Origin of the sequence: Burkholderia sp. AU31652, assembly GCF_002223155.1 — a bacterium.
Taxonomy (GTDB): domain Bacteria; phylum Pseudomonadota; class Gammaproteobacteria; order Burkholderiales; family Burkholderiaceae; genus Burkholderia.
In genome coordinates, this window is sequence record NZ_NKFG01000004.1 from 406,540 (window position 1) to 425,871 (window position 19,332).

18 protein-coding genes are annotated in these 19,332 nt (G+C 68.9%); 5 read left to right on the forward strand and 13 right to left on the reverse strand.

Features of this window, described 5'->3' with window-relative positions:
* Positions 1 to 7: 7 nt before the first annotated feature.
* Positions 8 to 1,282, reverse strand: coding sequence for an efflux RND transporter periplasmic adaptor subunit (locus CFB40_RS14270; RefSeq protein ID WP_089426223.1), 1,275 nt, complete (start codon positions 1,280 to 1,282; stop codon positions 8 to 10).
* Between the two features lie 401 nt (positions 1,283 to 1,683).
* On the opposite strand from CFB40_RS14270, the gene CFB40_RS14275 reads away from it, so the two are divergent.
* Complete coding sequence (locus CFB40_RS14275) at positions 1,684 to 2,325, forward strand: TetR family transcriptional regulator (protein WP_089426224.1); 642 nt, start codon at positions 1,684 to 1,686, stop codon at positions 2,323 to 2,325.
* Positions 2,326 to 2,426: 101 nt separating this feature from the next.
* On the opposite strand, the gene CFB40_RS14280 is transcribed toward CFB40_RS14275, so the two are convergent.
* Positions 2,427 to 3,110, reverse strand: a complete 684-nt coding sequence (locus CFB40_RS14280) for a cysteine hydrolase family protein (RefSeq protein ID WP_089426645.1) — start codon at positions 3,108 to 3,110, stop codon at positions 2,427 to 2,429.
* Positions 3,111 to 3,262: 152 nt separating this feature from the next.
* Here CFB40_RS14280 and CFB40_RS14285 point away from each other — a divergent pair, with 152 nt between their 5' ends.
* Complete coding sequence (locus CFB40_RS14285) at positions 3,263 to 4,267, forward strand: helix-turn-helix domain-containing protein (RefSeq protein WP_089431639.1); 1,005 nt, start codon at positions 3,263 to 3,265, stop codon at positions 4,265 to 4,267.
* Positions 4,268 to 4,308: 41 nt separating this feature from the next.
* Here the strand turns inward: CFB40_RS14285 and CFB40_RS14290 are convergent, their stop codons facing one another.
* The 6 genes from CFB40_RS14290 to CFB40_RS14315 form a co-directional block, all read right to left on the reverse strand.
* Positions 4,309 to 5,016: a CoxG family protein gene (locus tag CFB40_RS14290; protein WP_089426226.1), complete on the reverse strand. Its 708-nt coding sequence runs from the start codon at positions 5,014 to 5,016 to the stop codon at positions 4,309 to 4,311.
* Between the two features lie 28 nt (positions 5,017 to 5,044).
* Positions 5,045 to 5,404 (reverse strand): DUF427 domain-containing protein, encoded by a 360-nt coding sequence (locus CFB40_RS14295; protein ID WP_089426227.1) that lies wholly within the window; start codon positions 5,402 to 5,404, stop codon positions 5,045 to 5,047.
* Positions 5,405 to 5,536: 132 nt separating this feature from the next.
* On the reverse strand, positions 5,537 to 5,974 hold the full coding sequence (locus CFB40_RS14300; RefSeq protein WP_089426228.1) for a carboxypeptidase-like regulatory domain-containing protein: 438 nt from the start codon (positions 5,972 to 5,974) through the stop codon (positions 5,537 to 5,539).
* Between the two features lie 105 nt (positions 5,975 to 6,079).
* Positions 6,080 to 7,564, reverse strand: coding sequence for a DegQ family serine endoprotease (locus tag CFB40_RS14305; RefSeq protein WP_089431640.1), 1,485 nt, complete (start codon positions 7,562 to 7,564; stop codon positions 6,080 to 6,082).
* Positions 7,565 to 7,675: 111 nt separating this feature from the next.
* The gene (locus tag CFB40_RS14310) at positions 7,676 to 9,022 is read right to left on the reverse strand and encodes an ATP-binding protein (RefSeq protein ID WP_089431641.1); all 1,347 of its coding nucleotides are present in this window, start codon (positions 9,020 to 9,022) and stop codon (positions 7,676 to 7,678) included.
* Between the two features lie 3 nt (positions 9,023 to 9,025).
* Positions 9,026 to 9,688 carry a response regulator gene (locus CFB40_RS14315; RefSeq protein WP_021164091.1) on the reverse strand — a complete coding sequence of 221 codons (663 nt, stop codon included), beginning with the start codon at positions 9,686 to 9,688 and terminating at the stop codon, positions 9,026 to 9,028.
* Between the two features lie 186 nt (positions 9,689 to 9,874).
* On the opposite strand from CFB40_RS14315, the gene dacB reads away from it, so the two are divergent.
* The 3 genes from dacB to CFB40_RS14330 all read left to right on the forward strand — a co-directional run bounded on the left by dacB (position 9,875) and on the right by CFB40_RS14330 (position 13,948).
* A complete protein-coding gene (gene dacB / locus CFB40_RS14320; protein WP_089426231.1) occupies positions 9,875 to 11,407 on the forward strand; it encodes a D-alanyl-D-alanine carboxypeptidase/D-alanyl-D-alanine endopeptidase in 1,533 nt (510 codons plus the stop codon).
* Between the two features lie 400 nt (positions 11,408 to 11,807).
* Complete coding sequence (locus tag CFB40_RS14325) at positions 11,808 to 12,722, forward strand: sterol desaturase family protein (protein ID WP_089431642.1); 915 nt, start codon at positions 11,808 to 11,810, stop codon at positions 12,720 to 12,722.
* A gap of 95 nt (positions 12,723 to 12,817) precedes the next feature.
* Positions 12,818 to 13,948, forward strand: coding sequence for an SGNH/GDSL hydrolase family protein (locus CFB40_RS14330; RefSeq protein WP_089431643.1), 1,131 nt, complete (start codon positions 12,818 to 12,820; stop codon positions 13,946 to 13,948).
* A gap of 81 nt (positions 13,949 to 14,029) precedes the next feature.
* Here CFB40_RS14330 and CFB40_RS14335 read toward each other — a convergent pair whose 3' ends face one another.
* The 5 genes from CFB40_RS14335 to fba form a co-directional block, all read right to left on the reverse strand.
* Positions 14,030 to 15,058, reverse strand: a complete 1,029-nt coding sequence (locus CFB40_RS14335) for an L-threonylcarbamoyladenylate synthase (RefSeq protein ID WP_089426234.1) — start codon at positions 15,056 to 15,058, stop codon at positions 14,030 to 14,032.
* Between the two features lie 11 nt (positions 15,059 to 15,069).
* Positions 15,070 to 16,266, reverse strand: a complete 1,197-nt coding sequence (locus tag CFB40_RS14340; protein WP_089431644.1) for a 5-(carboxyamino)imidazole ribonucleotide synthase — start codon at positions 16,264 to 16,266, stop codon at positions 15,070 to 15,072.
* An 88-nt stretch (positions 16,267 to 16,354) separates the two neighbouring features.
* Positions 16,355 to 16,876 (reverse strand): 5-(carboxyamino)imidazole ribonucleotide mutase, encoded by a 522-nt coding sequence (gene purE, locus CFB40_RS14345; RefSeq protein ID WP_039360624.1) that lies wholly within the window; start codon positions 16,874 to 16,876, stop codon positions 16,355 to 16,357.
* Positions 16,877 to 16,892: 16 nt separating this feature from the next.
* Complete coding sequence (locus CFB40_RS14350) at positions 16,893 to 17,783, reverse strand: phosphoribosylaminoimidazolesuccinocarboxamide synthase (protein ID WP_089426236.1); 891 nt, start codon at positions 17,781 to 17,783, stop codon at positions 16,893 to 16,895.
* Positions 17,784 to 18,007: 224 nt separating this feature from the next.
* Complete coding sequence (fba, locus tag CFB40_RS14355; protein ID WP_034189083.1) at positions 18,008 to 19,072, reverse strand: class II fructose-bisphosphate aldolase; 1,065 nt, start codon at positions 19,070 to 19,072, stop codon at positions 18,008 to 18,010.
* Positions 19,073 to 19,332: the final 260 nt, after the last annotated feature.

Genomic DNA, 19,332 nt, shown 5'->3' on the forward strand with positions numbered 1-19,332 from the left:
CTCCCTGTTATTGCGCGCTCGAAGCAGCGGCAGCACTCGCCGGCGCGGCGCCCGATGCGGCAGCACCGGAAGCGGCAGCGGCGCCGGAACCGGCGGCAGCCGGCGCGGCGGTGGCGGCGGCGCCCGATGCGGCTGCGGCCGCCGGTGCGAGCTGTGCCGGTACCGACTTCACGGTCGCACCCGGGCGCACCTTCTCGCCGCCCTGCACGATCACGTGGTCGCCCGCCTGCAGACCGCCTTCGACGATCCAGTTCGCGCCCTGCATGCCGGTGGTCTTCAGCGGACGCGGCTCGACCTTGTTGCTGGCGTTCACCACCATCGCGATCGCCTGGCCCTTCTGGTCATGCGTGACGCCAATCTGCGGCACCAGGAACGCGTTCTCGTTCACGCCTTCCTCGATCCGTGCGCGCACGAACATGCCCGGCAGCAGCACGCGGCCCGGGTTCGGGAACACCGCGCGGATCGTCACCGAACCGGTGGCCTGGTCGACCGTCACGTCCGAGAACTGCAGCTTGCCGGCTTCCGAGTAGGTCTTGCCGTCTTCCAGGATCAGCGACACCTTCGCGGCGCCCGGGCCGCTCGTCTTCAGGCGGCCGCTCTGCACGTCCTGGCGCAGCTTCAGGCCTTCGAGGCTCGACTGCGTGAGGTCGACGTACACCGGATCGAGCTGCTGCACCGTCGACATCAGCGTCGCCTGGCTCGCCTGCACGTACGCGCCCGGCGTCACTTGCGAGATGCCGACGCGGCCGGTGATCGGCGACACGACGTCGGTGTAGCCGAGGTTGATCTGCGCGGTATCGACCGCCGCCTTGCCGGCCGCGACGTCCGCCGCGGCCTGGCCCTGCGTGGCCACCGCGTTGTCGTAGTCCTGCTTGCTGACCGCGTTCGCGGCCACCAGCACCTTGTAGCGCGCGACCAGGGCGTTCTGCGTGACGAGGTTCGCCTGCGCCTTCGCGAGCGTTGCCTTCGCGCTGTTCAGTGCGGCGACGTACGGCGCCGGATCGATCTTGTACAGACGCTGGCCGGCCTTGACGTCGGTGCCTTCGGTGAATTCACGACGCAGCACGATGCCGTCGACCCGCGCGCGGACCTGCGCGACGAGGAATGCGCTGGTGCGGCCCGGCAGTTCGCTGAAGACCGGTACGGCTTGCGGTTGGACGGTGACGACGCCGACTTCCGGCGTTTGCGGCGGCGGTGCCGATTCTTTTTTCCCGCACGCGGCCAGGAAAACGGCGGCCGTCGCGACAGTGATTAAGCGGTATGGAACCCGTTCGACGCGCATGGAGCGACCTCTGTGTATAACCAATGGAATAAGTGCCGCACCCGACCGGAGGGAGCGCGACACGGATGCGCCTCACGGCGCAGATCGAACACCTGAAATACTGGACTGCTAGATACAGCAAGCGGCACGAAACCTCCGTGCCGACAGGTTGCCCCGCACTGCGGACTGGAACTTTGGCGGGAATCAGCAGAGTGGGATATTAACTGATTGCCACTTGGGTCATTCGATCGTAGGGTGGTATTGTATATACATTCATGAATGTATGTAAAAAGCCCGTTTATGCCCCGCCTGCCGTCCAGTCTTACGGATTGTTACCAATCGCAAGCATAGCCAGTCTATATGACGGCGCCGAGGGTTGCAGACCCTAAATTCACCTACGATCATTCCAATCAGGCCTGCACATGGTCAGACGTACCAAGGAGGAGGCGCTCGAGACGCGTAACCGCATTCTCGACGCCGCCGAACACGTGTTCTTCGAGAAGGGCGTGTCGCACACGTCGCTCGCGGACATCGCCCAGCATGCCGGCGTGACGCGCGGCGCGATCTACTGGCATTTCGCGAACAAGAGCGAACTGTTCGACGCGATGTTCGACCGCGTGTTTCTGCCGATCGACGAGCTGAAGCGGATGCCGCTCGACGCGCCGGGCGGCAATCCGCTCGAGAAGATCCGGCAGATCCTGATCTGGTGCCTGCTCGGCGTGCAGCGCGACGCGCAGTTGCGCCGCGTGTTCAGCATCCTGTTCATGAAGTGCGAGTACGTCGCGGATCTGGAGCCGCTGCTCCAGCGCAACCGTGCGGGCATGAGCGAGGCGCTGCACGCGATCGATGCCGATCTCGCGGGGGCCGTGCGGCTCAAGCTGCTGCCCGAGCGGCTCGATACGTGGCGCGCGACGCTGATGCTGCACACGCTCGTCAGCGGTTTCGTGCGCGACATGCTGATGCTGCCCGACGAGATCGACGCCGAGCAGCATGCGGAAAAGCTCGTCGACGGCTGTTTTGACATGCTGCGCTTCAGCCCGGCGATGCTGAAGGACGGCGACTGACCGCGCGACGAGCGCTCGCTTGCGGTGTTGTCTGTTTCATCGGGCGGCGCGCCGGGCCGCGCCAACGCGCTGCCCGCGCCCTCCCCCCTGTCCCTGCTGTTTCAGGCCGCCTTCATGTTCGCACGCTGCGCGCGGGCCCGCCGGTTCGACGCGGCGACCGAATCGCGCTTCGGCATCGGCGCACCGGCCAGTCCCGCGATCCACGCATCGGTCGACATCACGGCCGCGAAATTCGACTGGAACACCACCGTATAAGCGCGGTGAATCTCCTCGGCGCTCGCCGCCCCCGCTTCGTTCTCGTAAGGCAGTGCGCCCGTCGCGTCATTGAGGTACTCGACATTCAGCCCCGCGTGCGCCGCGTGATAGACCGTCGACGCGTTGCAGTTGTGCGTCATGTAGCCGGCCACCGCGAGCGTGTCGATCCCGTGCGCGTCGAGCCACGCGGCGAGGTCGGTTCCGGCGAACGAGCTTGCCTGCTTCTTCTCGATCAGGTGCGCATACGGCCGGCCGGCAACGACCGCGTGCAGCGCGACGCCGTCGGAGCCGGGCGCGAAGATCGGCGCGCCGGCCGGTGCGACGTGCTGGACGACGATCACCGGCACGCCGGCCGCATGCGCGGCGTCGATCGCACGGCCGATGTTCGCGAGCGACACGTCGAGCGGTGGATATTCGATCGGCAGGTTGCCCGTCACGTATTCGTTCTGGACGTCGATCACGATCAGTGCGCGACGGGCAGCCGGACGGGAAACGGCTTGGGAAGCGGAATGCGGGACGGCGTTCGACATGACGGGCTCCTGGTCCGGGGGCGCGGCCCCGCCCCGGAGCGGGACGGCCAGCGGCGCGATGCGATGCATTGTCGGCGCGCATCGTTCACGGGGACAGTGGCCCGATAGCCATTCTTCGATAAGATCGGGCCATCGCCATTCCGGAGCCCGCCATGACCGCCGCCGCCTCGTCCACCCGGACCGCCCAGCCGGCTCCGACCGTCGTTGCCGTGATCGCGTATGACGGCATCAGCCCGTTCCATCTGTCGGTGCCGTCGGTCGTGTTCGGCAAGGAGCGCGACGCGGCCGCCTCGCCCGCGTTCGAGTTCCGCGTCTGCTCGGCCGAACGTGGCCCGCTGTCGACGACGGGCGGCTTCACGATCACCGCGCAGTACGGGCTCGACGGGCTCGACGATGCGGACATCGTCATCGTGCCGGCCTGGCGTGACCCGGACGAAGCGCCGCCCGACGTGCTGCTCGACGCCGTCCGCGCGGCCGCCGCGCGTGGCGCGCAACTCGTCGGGCTGTGCCTCGGCGCCTACGTGCTCGCCGCGGCCGGCCTGCTCGACGGCCGCCCGGCCACCACGCACTGGGCGTGGGCCGACGACTTCGCACGACGCTTTCCGCGCGTGAAGCTCGATCCGGACGTGCTGTACGTGGACGACGGCAACCTGATGACGTCGGCCGGCACGGCCGCCGGGCTCGACTGCTGCCTGCACGTCGTCCGGCTGCGCTTCGGCTCGGACGCCGCGAACCAGATCGCGCGCCGCCTCGTAATCCCGCCGCACCGGCAGGGCGGGCAGGCGCAGTACGTGCCGCAGCCGGTGGCCGCGCACCCGCGCGATGCGCGGCTCGCAGGCCTGCTCGACTGGGTGCGCGCCCACCTCGACGCCGCACACAGCGTCGATTCGCTCGCCGAACGCGTGCTGATGAGCCGGCGCACGTTCACGCGCCACTTCCGCCAGGCGACCGGCACGACCGTCACTGCGTGGCTGCAGGCCGAGCGGCTCGCGCGCGCGCAGCATCTGCTGGAAACCACCGGGCAATCGATCGATGCGATCGCGCAGGCGGCCGGCTACGGGTCGAGCGTGTCACTGCGCCAGCATTTCGCGGGCGCGCTCGGCACGTCGCCGTCGGCATATCGAAGGGAATTTCGCGGCGCCGATGTCGTGCGGTAACGCGCGCGGCGAGCAGCCTCGCAGCGGAGCCGGCCGGCCGCTCAGCCGCCGTTGATCCAGCGCGCCGCGTAAAGCAGCAGCGCGACGAAGACGATCATCGCGGCCCACGCCCACACGGGCACCGTGCCGGCGCCGCGATGCGGGAGCGCGCCGGCGGCACGCCCGGTCAGCGCACCGCCGAGGTGCGGCGGCAGCGCACGTTTCGTCGCGGCCACCAGCGACGCCGGCCGCAGGAACACGTGCTGGCGCCGTGGCGCGGCCGAGCGCGCGCGGTTCGGCGCGAGACCGTGCTTCGCCTGCACGACCGCGCAAAATTCACGGAAGAAATCGTCGGTCCATTCGCGCAGCGTATTTTCGATCTGCCGCCCCGGCAGCTCGGTGAGCGGGCCGCTCGCCGTCGCCCAGACGACGTACTCGATGCGCGTGGCGTTCGCGTCGTCATCCGGCATCAGCACGAGCTCGACCTGGCCGCGCAGCGCGCCGAGCCCGTCGGCCCGCGCCTTGAAGTTGAGCACGCGGCGCGGCTGCCCTTCCGCGTCGCCCTGCTCCGCGGCCGCATGCGCACGCACGTCGTAGCGGGCGCGCAGCGGGCCGAGCGGCACCGTGATCGTCAGCGCAAACTCGCCGTGCGCAAGCTTCACGAAGGATTCGCAATGGTCGAAGCTCGCGCGCAGCAACGCGAGATCCTCGAATGCCTCCCGCACGACGGGCGGGGCGAGCGGTATGCGTAACGTGTCGTTCAGTTCCATGACGCCTCCCCGATGAACACGCGCCGCATCATGACGTCTCGACGAGACTGTCGATCCGTGCAGCGTCGAAGGCAACGTAGTGCGCGAGCGCCAGCGCAGCCGCCTTCGGTTCCTCATAACTCCATGCGGCGTTCTCGATCACGCCGTCTTCGGTCTGCAAGTCGAAGTGCACGGCCTCGCCCCTGAACGGACAGGCCGACGTGACGCCCGACTTCACGAGCCGGCGCATGTTGACGTCGCGGCGCGGCAGGTAGTGGGTGTCCGGCAGCCCCGCTTCGCGCACGGTCAGCGCGCCGTGCGAATCGGCGTACGTGATGCCGCGATGGATCACGCGCACGCGATGGCGGTTCGGCACGATTTCGAGACGAGGGTCGGCTGCGTCGGACATCGTTTCTCCTTGGGGCGGCCCGGCCAGGCCGGACTCAGGAAACGAAAAAGCCACGGCACGGGTGCCGTGGCTTTCATTATGGGCGAAACCGCAGCCGAATGCGCAACCCCGGCCGGGGCCGCGCGCGGCGGGCTACTGCGCGCTCCACTGGAAGGCGGCTTTCGCGCCGCCCTTCGCGCCGACCGTGACGGCGCGGGATTCCTCGTTGCCCTGGTACGACGCCTGCACCGTATAGCGGCCCGGCGGCACCTTCACGAGCATGTACGGCCCGCGCGCGTCGGTCTTCAGCACTTCGGTACCCTTGCCGTCGACGATCCGCACATGGACGTCGGCCAGGAACTCACCGCCCTTGCCGGTGAACCGCAGCGCCAGCGGCCAACTCGGCTCGCTGCGCTGGAACGCCGTCGATTCGTCCAGCCCGACGCCGCCGGACACGAAGGTGACGTCGCCCTGCTGGCGCGCGGCGGGCAAGCCGTCCGACTGCGCGTACGCGCCGGTCGCTCCGGCTGCGAGGCCGGCGGCCAGCGCCGCGGCGACGGCAAATCGGGACACGTTGCGTAGATATTGCATGGCTCTCTCCTTGGGGTCGGAACACATACAGGGCGCCGCGTCACACCTTCAGTACGGCGGCGGCGCCCGCCGCGGCCGGCCTGGCCGGCCATCGGCCGTGGCCGGTCAGCTCAGGTCGACCGGCACGAAGATCTGTGCATCATCGCGCTGGATCAGCAGAGCAAGACTGTTGCCCGCCCCCTTGACCGCGTCGCGCAACTGCTCGGGGCTCGTGACCGGGCGGCCATTGACCGCGAGGATCACGTCGCCGGGCTGGATGCCCGCGTTGGCGGCCGGCCCGCCGGCCTGCTGCACGATCAGGCCATGCGACAGGTTGGCGGCACTGCGCTCCTGCGGCGACAGCGGACGCACCGCGACGCCCAGGCGCCCCTGCTCGACCGGCCCGCCGTCGTTCGACGCGAGCTTCGCGTCGGCCATCGCGCCGAGCGTCACGCTGATCGACTTCTTCGACTTGTCGCGCCAGATCTGCAGGTCGGCCTTCGAACCCGGCTTCAGGTTCGCGATCTGCGCGGGCAGCGACGTCGAATCGGCGACCGGCGAGCCGTTGACCGCCAGGATCACGTCACCCGGCTGCAGGCCGGCCTTCGCGGCCGGGCCGTTGGCATCGACCGAGCTGACGAGCGCGCCGTCCGGCTTCTGCAGTCCGAACGAGCTCGCGAGCGTCTGGTTCAGCCCTTGCACGGCAACGCCGAGGCGGCCACGGCTCACGTGGCCCGTCTTCACGAGCTCGTCCTTCACCTTGATCGCCTCGTTGATCGGGATCGCGAACGACAGGCCCTGGAAGCCGCCCGTCTGCGAGTAGATCATCGAGTTGATGCCGATCACCTCGCCCTGCAGGTTGAACAGCGGGCCGCCCGAGTTGCCGGGGTTCACCGGCACGTCGGTCTGGATGAACGGCGTGTAATTCTCGTCCGGCAGCGCGCGCGACTTCGCGCTGATGATGCCCGACGTGACCGTGTTGTCGAAGCCGTACGGCGAACCGATCGCGACGACCCACTGGCCGACCTTGCTCTGCGCCGGGTCACCGATCTTCACGGTCGGCAGGCCGCTCGCGTCGATCTTCAGCACCGCGACGTCGGACTGCTTGTCGGAGCCGACGACCTTCGCCTTGTATTCGCGCTTGTCGGTCAGCTTGACCGTGACGACGTTCGCGCCGTCGATCACGTGCGCATTGGTGAGGATGTACCCGTCGGAGCTGATGACGAACCCGGAACCGAGGCTCGCGCTCGGCTGGTCGTCCGGCTGCGCGTCGCCGCCCATGCCCGGCACCTGGCCGTAGAAGTGCTTGAAGAACTGGTAGAACGGGTCGCTCGGATCGATCGGCAGCTGCGGCTGCGGCACGCGCCGCGACACCTGCTTCACGACGTGCTTCGCGCTGATGTTCACGACCGCCGGGCCGTAGGTCTCGACGAGCCCGGAGAAATCGGGGATGCCGGTCTTCGCGGCCGCTTCGGCCGGCATCAATGCGGCGGCCTGCGCGGGCGTGATGATCTGCGGATCGGCGCGGCGGGTGCCGGCGACATAGCCGGCGGACAGGGCGGCCGCCACGGCGACCGCGACGGCGCCGCGCGCAAGGAATCGGGTGTTCATCGTAGGACCTCCTCTTTGTTAGGACGCAGCGTAACGACCCTGACTTAAAGGAGGCTTAATCAGCCTTAAGCGGGGCTTAAGCGGCTGCCGGCGCCCGCGCGGGGGCGTGCTTCACACGGATTCGGACGGCTGCGGCGCCTCGGCCGGCATCTCGGCATCGCGGAACACGACGCTGACGAGCAGGCCGCCCGCGGCCGCGTCGCCGAGCGACACCGTCGCACCCTGCTGCGCGGCCACGCGCTTGACGATCGCGAGCCCGAGCCCGCTGCCCGACACGTCGGTGCGCGCCCGCGCGGAGCTGTCGCGGTAGAAGCGGTCGAACACGCGTTCGCGCTCGTCGGCCGGAATGCCGGGCCCGCTGTCGCCGATCTGCACGCACGCGCGGCCGGCCGCGTCGCGGGTCAGCGATACGTCGATGCGGCCGCCGTCCGGCGTGTACTTCACCGCGTTGTCGAGCAGGTTGCCGAACATCACGCGCAGCGCGCCGACGTCCGCGACCACGCTCGCCGCGCGCGTCTCCTCGAAGCCCAGATCGATGTCGTGCCGTTGCGCGAGCGGCGCAAGCGCGGCCACGCATTCGGCGAGCAGTGCCTGCAGGTCGACCGGCTCGCGCATCGTCGCGCCATCCGGTTCGGCGCGGGCGAGCGCAAGCAGTTGCTCGGTGAGGCGCGTCGCACGCGACACGCCATCCTGGAGATCGGCGATCGCCTCGCGGCGTGACGCGTCGTCCTTCGCACGGGCGACGAGCTGCGCCTGGATCTGCACGGCCGCGAGCGGTGTACGCAGTTCGTGCGCGGCATCGGCCACGAAGGCCTTCTGCGTGTCGAGGGCGGCCGCCAGCCGCGCGAGCAGGCCGTTCAGCGCGCGGACGAGCGGCTGCACCTCGAGCGGCAGGCGCGCATCGGGCAGCGCGTCGAGCGCTTCCGGCCGGCGCGCCTCGACCGCGCGCGTCACGCGACCGAGCGGCGCGAGCCCGCGTCCGACGATCACCCACACGGCCGCGCCGAGGAACGGCAACAGCACGATCAGCGGCCACAGCGTGCGCAGCGCGACGTTCGCCGCGAGCCGGTTGCGCACCGACAGCGGCTGCGCGAGCTGCACGACGTTGTCGCCGACGATCGCGCCGTACACGCGCCATTCGCCGCGATCGGTGCGTTCGGTCGAGAAGCCGAGCTCCGCGCGCGGCGCGATCGGCGCACGCGGATGCGAGAAGTACATCAGCACGCCGTTGCGGTTCCAGATCTGGATCACGATGCCTTCGTCGCCGTTGGTGCGCGAACCGAACACCTGCGAGAACGGCTCGGACGGCAAGGCCGCGGCGATTTCCTGCAACTGGTAGTCGAACAGTTCGTTCGCTTCGGCGAGCGCCTGCCGGTAGATGAGCCAGCCCGCGAGGCCCACGCCCGCGACGACGATCGCGAGCAGCCAGATCAGCAATTGATGACGAATCGACCTCACGCGTCAGCTTTCCTTGACGACCATGTAGCCGAGCCCGCGCACGTTGCGGATCAGGTCCGAGCCGAGCTTCTTGCGCAGCGCGTGGATGTAGACCTCGACCGTGTTGCTGCCGATCTCCTCGCCCCAGCCGTACATCTTCTCCTCGAGCTGGCTCTTCGACAGCACCGCGCCCGGCCGCGCGAGCAGCGCCTCGAGCAGCGCGAACTCGCGCGCGGACAGCGCGACGGGCGCGCCGTCGAGCGTCACCTGGTGCGAAGCGGGATCGAGCGTCAGCGCGCCGTGGCGGATCAGCGATTCGCTGCGCCCGGCCTGGCGGCGGATCAGCGCGCGCATCCGCGCGCCCAGCTCATCGAGGTCGAACGGCTTGACGAGGTAGTCGTCGGCGCCCGCGTCGAGCCCCTTCACGCGATCGGCCACCGCGTCGCGCGCGGTGACGATCAGCACCGGCAGCGCCAGCCCGCGTGCGCGCAGCGTGCGCAGCACGTCGATGCCGTCGCGCTTCGGCAGGCCGAGATCAAGCAGCAGCAGGTCGTACGTCTCGCCGCCGAGCGCCGTCAGCGCGGCGTCGCCGTCCTGCACCCAGTCGACCGCAAAGCCGTCCGAGCGCAGCGCCTTGCGCACGCCTTCGGCAATCATTCGATCATCTTCGACAAGCAGAATCCGCATCGGGACAGGCATCCATGGGGCGAGTCAAACACGCCGACCATTGTAGCGCCGCGAACCGGGCGCGCGGCACCGTGCAATGCAACAGAAAGGCGGATTGCAAGGGGGCTGTCCGGACTTGTCTCTACAATGTGCGCTTTGGCGCCGCGCGCGCCCTGCCCGAACGTCGTGCTTCCCCCGTATTCGCTCATGCCGATTTCCGATCTTTCCACCCGGTTCGCCCCCCGCGCCCGCGTCTGCCTGAAGGCGGCCGCCATCGTCGCCACCTGCACGGCCCTCGCCTTCGCGCCGCCCGCGCAGGCCCGCAAGAAATCCCACAAGGAAGCACGCAAGACGACCGTCGTGTCGCCGGCCGCGCGCGCGGCCGGCCTGCCGGCGTCCGTGCTCGTCGCGCTGCAGCGCGCGAAGGTGCCGGCGTCGGCGATGAGCGTCGTCGTCGAGCGCGTCGGCGATCCGGAGCCGCTGATCGCGTGGAATGCGAGCCGGCCGATGATGCCCGCCTCGACGATGAAGCTCGTGACGACCTTCTCGGGGCTGTCGATCCTCGGTCCCGACTACCGCTGGCGCACGACCGCCTACACGGACGGCACGATCGACCCGGACGGCACGCTGCAGGGCAACCTGTACATCAAGGGCACCGGCGATCCGAAGCTCGTGCCCGAAGAGCTGATCGATCTCGTCGACAAGCTCCGCAAGGCCGGCGTCAAGCGCGTGGCCGGCGGCCTCGTGCTCGACAAGAGCTACTTCGCGACCTCGACGCGCGATCTCCCTTCGTTCGACGACGATGCGAGCGCGCCGTACAACGTCGGCCCCGATCCACTGCTGTACGCATTCAAGGCCGTGTCGTTCACGGTCACGCCGGGCGACGACGGCAAGGTGGCCGTCGACGTGCTGCCGCCGCTCGCGGACCTGTCGATCGACAACCAGCTGGTCGAAGGCTCAGGCTCGTGCAGCGCGGCCGCCGCGGCCGCGCGCCCGACGCTGACGGCCGGCGGCGGGATCATGACCGCCTCGTTCGCGGGCGACTACCCGCTGCGCTGCGGTGCGCACACGACCAACCTCGCGATCCTCGATCACACGACGTTCTTCGCGCGCGGCTTCCTCGCGCTGTGGCAGCAGGACGGCGGCACGATCGCCGGGCCCGTGAGCGAGGGCAAGGTGCCGAGCGCCGCGCGGCCCCTCGCCGTGCATCACAGCCCGGTGCTCGGCAGCATCGTCTACGACATCAACAAGTTCAGCAACAACGTGATGGCGCGCAACCTGTTCCTGACGATCGGCGCGGTCAGCGGCAAGCCGCCCGCGACGCCCGAGCAGTCGAGCCGCGTGATCCAGGCGTTCCTGCAGAAGAACGGCATCGCGATGCCCGACCTCGTGCTCGAGAACGGCTCGGGCCTGTCGCGCGAAGAACATGTGAGCGCGCTGTCGCTCGCCGCGCTGCTGCAGGCCGCGAACGCGAGCCCGGTCGCGCAGGCGTTCGTCGATTCGCTGCCGATCGCCGGTATCGACGGCACGATGAAGAACCGCCTCACCAACGCCGGCGTGCTCGGCAACGCGCACATCAAAACCGGCACGCTGCGCGACGTGCGCGCGATCGCCGGCTACGTCGCCGGTGCGGACGGCCAGAGCTACATCGTCGTGAGCTTCATCAACAACGATCACGCGGAAGCCGCACGCGCCGCGCACGACTCGCTGCTCGAGTGGATCTACGCCGGCGCGCACTGACGTTGCCGCACGCCGCGACATACGGCGCGCCGGTGGCCTGCTGCCTGCGCGTGTCGGCCCGCCTCGGCATCGGGGCGGCACCGCGCAGCGGGTCGCCCTGACGCGCCGCCGGGGCCGCCTGCCGGCGCCTGCGCACACCCAATCCCGCCCTCTCCGGTTTGAAACACCCGCCGCCACCCGCGCACGACATATCGCGCGCCACCCACGTCCGCAAAACAGGGCCATACCGCCCGCCCCCGTGCCGCGCGGCTTCCGTACAAACCCTGTCCTCAGAGGGAACCCTCTACGCTGCCCCCTCGCCTAGCGCCTGGCGATTGCGTAGGCTGTTGGCCTGACCGATATCTACAACGGGCCACACGCCCGGCCTCAAGGCTTGCAGGGGAAAGAAGGAGACACGCCCATGCGATTCGACGTCGAATTGCTTCTGCTCGCGCTGGCGCCCGTCTTCCTGCTCTGCATCGCGTGGGAGGCCTGGCACCTCGCCCGCACCCGTGCGCACGACGCTGTCTATGCGTGGCGCGACACGCTGTGCAACGCGGCGCTCGCGCTGATGCACCAGGGCGCCGACAAGATCGCGTGGCTGTTCGTGATCCCCGTCTATGCGTACTGCTACCAGCACTATCGCCTGTTCACGTGGCATGACGGCTGGCTGTCGTTCGCGGTGCTGTTCGTCGCGCAGGATTTCCTCTACTACGTCTTTCATCGCGCGAGCCATCGCGTGCGCTGGCTGTGGGCCGCGCACGTCGTGCACCACTCGTCCGAGCGGATGAATTTCTCGACCGCGTTCCGCCAGAGCCTGATGTACCCGGTCGCGGGAATGTGGGTGTTCTGGCTGCCGCTCGCGTTCGCCGGTTTTCCGCCGCAACAGGTCGTCGGCATCGTGCTGATCAACCTCGCGTTCCAGTTCTTCGTGCATACGCAGGCGATCGGCAAGCTCGGCTGGCTCGAATACGTGCTGAACACGCCGTCGATCCACCGCGCGCACCATGCGCGCAACCCGCGCTACATCGACCGCAATTACGCAGGCGTCCTGGTGATCTGGGATCGCCTGTTCGGCAGCTATGTCGAGGAAACGCCCGACGATCCGCCGCAGTACGGGATCGTCGAGCGGCTAGGCTCGAACAACCCGCTCGTCGCGACGTTCCACGAGTGGGTGTCGATGGCCGGCGACGCGTTGCGCGTCGGCGGCTGGCGCAACAAGCTGCGCGCGATTTTCGGCCCGCCCGAATGGGCGAGCGCTTATCATGCGCAGATTGCCGAGGCCGCGAACCCCGATCCGCGCACCATGCCGCTTGCGGCCGCGCGAGACCAATAAACCGTTTCAGCCAACGGCCGCCGCGCAGCCCGGAACCGAGCAGGCACGCGGCAGATGAGAAACACATCAGGCCATATCTACGAGGAGATCGAACGATGCAGACACAACAACACGCACCCGCCCGCACCCGTCAGCGCATGCTGCGCACCGCGCAACTCGCGATCGCCGGCGCCGCGCTCGTGCTGCTCGCCGCGTGCGGCGGCGGTGGTGACGACAACAACAACAGCGCATCGAACACGCCGCCGTCGGGCGTGAAAATGCAGGTCGTGTCGTTCGGCGACAGCCTGTCCGACGCGGGCACCTACTCGCAGATCAAGCTCGGCTTCGGCGGCGGCCGCTTCACGACCAACCCGGGCCAGGTGTGGACGCAGAACGTCGCGCAGTACTACGGCGACACGCTGCAGCCCGCGAACCAGGGCGGTTTCGGCATTCCGCTGCAGGCCACCGGCGGCCTCGGCTACGCACAGGGCGGCTCGCGCGTGACGCAGCAGCCGGGCATCGGCCACGCGGACGCCAGCGTGCCGAATTCCGATTACGCACAAGCGACCACGACGCCGATCGCCGACCAGGTCAAGCAATACGTGTCGCAGCACGGCAGCTTCAACGCCGGCCAGATCGTGCTGCTGAACGGCGGCGCGAACGACATCTTCTACCAGGTCGCGGCGCTGCAGGCCGGCGCGATCACGCCGACGCAGCTGCAGCAGAACATCGGCGCCGCCGCGCAACAGCTCGCGGGCATCGTGCAGCAGATCGTCGCCGCCGGCGCGACGCACGTGTTCGTGTCGAACGTGCCGGATATCGGCGGCACGCCGCTCGCGCTCCAGGGCGGCTCGCAGACGACCCTCACGCAACTGTCGATGCTGTTCAACGGCACGCTCGCCGCGACGCTGCAGGCACTCAAGGTCGACACGACCAAGTACGTGCTGCTCGACACGTTCACGTGGCAGGACGGCATCCTCGCGAACTACAAGGCGAACGGCTTCGCCGTGTCGAACACCGACACCGCCTGTAACCTGAAGGCGATGGTCCAGGCTGCCACCCAGTACGGCGTCGCGAACGCAACCGCATTCGGCTCGTCGCTGTTCTGCTCGCCGCAGACCTACACGGTCGCGAACGCGGATCAAACCTACATGTTCGCCGACACGGTCCACCCGACGACGCGCCTGCATGCGCTGTTCGCGCAGTTCGCGCAGTCGAAGATCGCGGCCTCGGGCGTCGGCAAGTAAGCCGCCGGCCACGCGCCCAAACGAAAACGCCCGACCGGTTTGCCGGTCGGGCGTTTTTTCATTCGTGAACCGCGACGGGTATCAGTCGCGCGCTTCGAACGCGGCGGCCGCGCGGCCGAGGCGATCGTTGACCGCGATCCATTCGACGGTCTCGGGCAGCTTCTCGACGAGAATCCGCGCCACCTGCGCGCGGTCGAGCGCACGCAGCATCCCGTACAGGTCGCGCGCATACGCCTGCGGATCTTCCGGCGCCGCGACGAAATGCACGCCGTCGGCCTGCGCCCAGCGTCCCGCGCGCGATGCGCGTGCGACGAGCGCGACACGCTCGCCGTCGGTCTGCGCGGCCGCGAGCAGCGGCTCGAGCGCGTCGAACGGCAGCAGCGCGAGCGGCGTGCGCGGCGCGTAATGCGCCTTCAGCGTGCCCGACGCGCGCGGCGCGGTCGCGTCGCTGCCGTCCGGCAGTTGCGGTGCGCGACCGAGCACGGCGGCGATTTGCTGCGGCGTCACGTGGCCCGGGCGCAGCAGCGCCGGGAAGCCGCGCGACAGGTCCAGAATCGTGGATTCGATACCGACTTCCGATGCGCCGCCGTCGAGCACGTGCACGGTGTCGCCGAATTCGTCGCGTACGTGCTGCGCGGTGGTCGGGCTCACATGGCCGAACCGGTTCGCGGACGGCGCAGCCACGCCGCCATGCCCGCCGCGCCGCGCGCTGAACGCGGCCAGCAGCGCCTGTGCGACCGGATGCGACGGGCAGCGCAGCCCGACCGAATCCTGGCCGCCGCTCACGGCGTCCGGGATGCGCGCGTGGCGCTTCAGGATCAGCGTCAGCGGGCCCGGCCAGAACGCATCGATCAACGCCTGCGCGTCGGCCGGCAGATCGTCGGCCCAGTAGCCGGGATCGCCGCCCGGCGGCAGATGCACGATCACCGGATGATTCGCGGGCCGCCCCTTCGCCGCGTAGATGCGCGCGACGGCCTCGGGATTCGCCGCATCGCCGCCGAGCCCGTAGACGGTTTCGGTCGGAAACGCGACGAGCTGGCCCGCGTCGAGCAACGCGGCGGCCGCGTCGATCTGAGCAGCCGTCACGGCGTTCGGGAGATCGATGGACATCGGCTGGCGTCTCAGTCGAGCGGCACGCGCAGCAGCTGCGCGCACGCGGTGGCCGCGGCAACGGCTTCGTCGCGCGTTGCGGCCGTGAAGTTCACGTGGCCCATCTTGCGGCCGACGCGCGCGTCTTCCTTGCCGTACAGGTGCAGGTGCGCGGTCGGCATCGCCGCGACCGTGTCCCACGGCGGCGTGACGGCATCGGCCGCCGCACCGTTCGGGAACCACACGTCGCCGAGGATGTTCAGCATCGCGGCCGGCGAATGCTGGCGCGGGTTGCCGAGCGGCATGCGCGTCATGGCACGCACCTGCTGCTCGAACTGGCTCGTTGCGCACGCATCGACCGTGTAGTGGCCGGAATTGTGCGGGCGCGGCGCCATCTCGTTCGCGACGAACGAACCGTCTTCCAGCACGAAGAATTCGACGCACAGCACGCCGACGTAGCCGAGCGTATCGGCGATCCGCACGGCGGCCTGCTGCGCCGCTTCGACACGCGCGGCATCGGCGGCCGGCGCGGGCACGACCGTCAGCGCGAGGATGCCGTTGTGGTGCGCATTCTGCGCGAGCGGGAACGCGGCCGAGCGGCCGTCCGCGCCGCGCGCGATCAGCGCCGACACTTCGTATTTCAGCGGCAGGCGCTTTTCGAGCACGCACGGCACGCCGTTCAGCGCCGCATGCGCGTCGCGCACTTCCTGCGCGGTGCTCACGCGCACCTGGCCCTTGCCGTCGTACCCAAGGCGCGCCGTCTTCAGGATGCCCGGCAGCACCGCGTCGAGCGCGGCATCGTCGAGCGCGGCGAGCGCCGCCGACGATTCGATCACGACGTGCGGCGCGACGGGCACGCCCGACGCTTCGATGAAGCGCTTCTCCGCGATCCGGTCCTGCGCGACCGCGACACAGCGGCCGGCCGGTGCAACGAACGTCGTGCGCGCGAGGAAATCGAGGCTTGCAGCCGGCACGTTCTCGAACTCCGTCGATACCGCGTCGCACAGGTCGGCCAGTTCGGCGAGCGCGGCTTCGTCGTCGTAGGCCGCGCGCAGGTGGCGGTCGGCGACCGCGCCGGCGGGGCTCGTCGGATCGGGATCGAGCACGGCGACGCGATAGCCCATCGACTGGGCGGCAAAGCAGAACATGCGGCCGAGCTGGCCACCGCCGACCATGCCAAGCCACGCGCCGGGCAGGATCGGGGAAACGGAATCAGGAGTTGCGGTCATGTCAGTGGTCGGTCGCGGCGGGCGCTGCCCGCCGCAAGTGGGGAGGTCAGGCAGCCGCTCGAATGGCCGGGCGGCCGCCGGTGCGCCGTCATTCCAGCGGCGGCAGCACCATCGCGTGCGCGGCTTCGTTCTGGCGCACGCGGAACGCGGCGAGGCGGTTCGCATAGTCGACCGAATTGCCGGACAGGATCGACACCGCGAACAGCGCGGCATTTGCAGCGCCGGCCTCGCCGATCGCGAACGTCGCGACGGGCACGCCCTTCGGCATCTGCACGATCGAGTGCAGCGAATCGACCCCCTTCAGGTACTTGCTCGCGACCGGCACGCCGAGCACCGGCACCGTGGTCTTCGCGGCCAGCATGCCGGGCAGGTGCGCGGCGCCGCCGGCGCCCGCGATGATCGCGCGCAGCCCGCGCTCGCGCGCCTTCTCCGCATAGTCGAACATCTCGTCGGGCATCCGGTGCGCGGACACGACCTTCGCTTCGTACGGCACGCCGAATTCCTGCAGGATGGCGACCGCATGCTTCATCACGTCCCAGTCGGAACTCGAACCCATCAGCACGCCGACGAGCGGCGCGCTGTGCGTGTGGGCAGTCTGAACTTCGCTCATGTGTTCCGTTCCCCGATCAGGCCAGCGACTGGCCCGTGATGCGCTCGAGCGCTTCCTGGTACTTCGCGGCCGTCTTCTCGACGACGTCGGCCGGCAGTGCCGGCGCCGGCGCCGTCTTGCCCCACGGCTGCGCCTCGAGCCAGTCGCGCACGAACTGCTTGTCGAACGACGGCGGGTTCGTGCCGACTTCGTACTGGTCGGCCGGCCAGAAGCGCGACGAATCGGCGGTCAGCACTTCGTCCATCAGGTACAGCTGGCCGTGGTTGTCGAGGCCGAATTCGAACTTCGTGTCGGCGATGATGATGCCGCGCGTGGCCGCGTAGTCGGCCGCTTCCTTGTACAGCTTGATCGAGATGTCGCGGATCGTCGCGGCCAGCTCGGTGCCGATGCGGCGCTCGGTTTCCTCGAACGTGATGTTCTCGTCGTGCTCGCCCATCTCGGCCTTCGCGGCCGGCGTGAAGATCGGCTCGGGCAGCTTCTGCGCGTTCTGCAGGCCTTCCGGCAGCTGCACGCCGCACACGGCGCCCGACGCCTGGTATTCCTTCCAGCCGCTGCCGGCCAGGTAGCCGCGCACGACCGCTTCGATCATGATCGGCTCGAGGCGCTTGACGACCACGCCGCGGCCCTTCACCTGCTCGACCTCGTCGGCGGCGACAACCGTTTCCGGCGCGTCGCCCGTCAGGTGGTTCGGCACGATGTGCGCGAGCTTGTCGAACCAGAAGTTCGCCATCTGGTTCAGCACGCGGCCCTTGTTCGGAATCGGCTCGCCCATCACCACGTCGAATGCCGACAGGCGATCGGTCGTGACGATCAGGAGCTTGTCGTTGCCGACCGCGTAGTTATCGCGGACCTTGCCGCGACCGAGGAGCGGCAGCGAGCGGAGCGTGGATTCGTAGAGGGTAGACATCGTCTTTTCGCAGATAAGGAGCCAAACAAAAAGGGAAACGCCGTTCCCCGCGGCAGGCGGGAACGGCGGTCTTGCAATACGTCGGCGAACCGGCCGGGCGACGGTGCCCGGGCGGTTGCCGGCCGGCCCTCGTTCGGCCGGACGGAGCGGCTGCGGGGCCGGATCAGATCCGGCCGGACAGCCTTGCCGTTGCCCACATCGGGCGCGGCAATCGTACTACAGTCTCAGCGCACGACCTGTGCGAGCGCGCCGGACTTGTACTGCTCGGCGATCTTGTCGAGCGCCACCGGCTTGATCTTGCCGGCCTGGCCTTCGCAGCCGAACGCGAGGTAGCGATCGACGCAGACCTGCTTCGCCGCTTCGCGCGCGGGCTTCAGGTAGTCGCGCGGATCGAACTTGCCCGGGTTCTCGAACAGGTAGCGGCGGATCGCACCGGTGATCGCCAGACGCAGGTCGGTGTCGATGTTGATCTTGCGCACGCCGTGCTTGATGCCTTCCTGGATTTCCTCGACCGGCACGCCGTAGGTTTCCTTCATGTCGCCGCCGAATTCGCGGATCTCGGCCAGCAGTTCCTGCGGCACCGACGACGAACCGTGCATCACCAGGTGGGTGTTCGGGATGCGCGCGTGGATTTCCTTGATGCGCTGGATCGACAGGATGTCGCCCGTCGGCTTCTTCGAGAACTTGTACGCGCCGTGCGACGTGCCGATCGCGATCGCGAGCGCATCGCACTGCGTGAGCTTCACGAAGTCGGCGGCCTGCTCCGGATCGGTCAGCAGCTGCTCGCGGGTCATCGTGCCTTCCGCGCCGTGGCCGTCTTCCTTGTCGCCCTTCATCGTCTCGAGCGAGCCGAGCACGCCGAGCTCGGCTTCGACCGTCACGCCGATCGAGTGCGCCATCTCGACGACCTTGCGCGACACGTCGACGTTGTACTCGTACGATGCGACCGTCTTGCCGTCGGCTTCCAGCGAACCGTCCATCATCACGCTGGTGAAGCCGCTGCGGATCGCGGCCATGCAGACTGCCGGCGACTGGCCGTGATCCTGGTGCATCACGACCGGGATGTGCGGGTACGACTCGACCGCTGCTTCGATCAGGTGGCGCAGGAACGGCTCGCCCGCGTACTTACGCGCGCCGGCCGATGCCTGCATGATCACGGGCGCGCCGACCTGGTCCGCCGCCGCCATGATCGCCTGGACCTGTTCCAGGTTGTTCACGTTGAAGGCCGGCAGGCCGTAACCGTGCTCTGCCGCGTGGTCCAGCAATTGACGCATTGATACGAGAGGCATTGTGGAACTCCATGGAATGAAAACCGGTGCGCCCTGACGCCGGCGCGGCGCTCGCTCCCGGTCGAACCCGGGGTGGCGCGGCGCGGCTGAGCGTCGAATAGCCGCATTTTATCGCGAAGCGCCTCCGATTCCGACCGCCCGGTGGCGCCGACTCGCAATTTGTTACGTTCGCACGGCACAATGCGGGCAAAAATGAGAAAAAAAGCCGCGCGGGGCTTCGACCCCACGCGGCTTTCGCGCGAAAAACGGTGCCGGATCGA

Bases quoted from the DNA above. Each gene is read 5' to 3' on its own strand.
- CFB40_RS14270 (WP_089426223.1), bottom strand. From the start codon at position 1,282: ATGCGCGTCGAACGGGTTCCATACCGCTTAATCACTGTCGCGACGGCC.
- CFB40_RS14275 (WP_089426224.1), top strand. From the start codon at position 1,684: ATGGTCAGACGTACCAAGGAGGAGGCGCTCGAGACGCGTAACCGCATT.
- CFB40_RS14280 (WP_089426645.1), bottom strand. From the start codon at position 3,110: ATGTCGAACGCCGTCCCGCATTCCGCTTCCCAAGCCGTTTCCCGTCCG.
- CFB40_RS14285 (WP_089431639.1), top strand. From the start codon at position 3,263: ATGACCGCCGCCGCCTCGTCCACCCGGACCGCCCAGCCGGCTCCGACC.
- CFB40_RS14290 (WP_089426226.1), bottom strand. From the start codon at position 5,016: ATGGAACTGAACGACACGTTACGCATACCGCTCGCCCCGCCCGTCGTG.
- CFB40_RS14295 (WP_089426227.1), bottom strand. From the start codon at position 5,404: ATGTCCGACGCAGCCGACCCTCGTCTCGAAATCGTGCCGAACCGCCAT.
- CFB40_RS14300 (WP_089426228.1), bottom strand. From the start codon at position 5,974: ATGCAATATCTACGCAACGTGTCCCGATTTGCCGTCGCCGCGGCGCTG.
- CFB40_RS14305 (WP_089431640.1), bottom strand. From the start codon at position 7,564: ATGAACACCCGATTCCTTGCGCGCGGCGCCGTCGCGGTCGCCGTGGCG.
- CFB40_RS14315 (WP_021164091.1), bottom strand. From the start codon at position 9,688: ATGCGGATTCTGCTTGTCGAAGATGATCGAATGATTGCCGAAGGCGTG.
- dacB (WP_089426231.1), top strand. From the start codon at position 9,875: ATGCCGATTTCCGATCTTTCCACCCGGTTCGCCCCCCGCGCCCGCGTC.
- CFB40_RS14325 (WP_089431642.1), top strand. From the start codon at position 11,808: ATGCGATTCGACGTCGAATTGCTTCTGCTCGCGCTGGCGCCCGTCTTC.
- CFB40_RS14330 (WP_089431643.1), top strand. From the start codon at position 12,818: ATGCAGACACAACAACACGCACCCGCCCGCACCCGTCAGCGCATGCTG.
- CFB40_RS14335 (WP_089426234.1), bottom strand. From the start codon at position 15,058: ATGTCCATCGATCTCCCGAACGCCGTGACGGCTGCTCAGATCGACGCG.
- CFB40_RS14340 (WP_089431644.1), bottom strand. From the start codon at position 16,266: ATGACCGCAACTCCTGATTCCGTTTCCCCGATCCTGCCCGGCGCGTGG.
- purE (WP_039360624.1), bottom strand. From the start codon at position 16,876: ATGAGCGAAGTTCAGACTGCCCACACGCACAGCGCGCCGCTCGTCGGC.
- CFB40_RS14350 (WP_089426236.1), bottom strand. From the start codon at position 17,783: ATGTCTACCCTCTACGAATCCACGCTCCGCTCGCTGCCGCTCCTCGGT.
- fba (WP_034189083.1), bottom strand. From the start codon at position 19,072: ATGCCTCTCGTATCAATGCGTCAATTGCTGGACCACGCGGCAGAGCAC.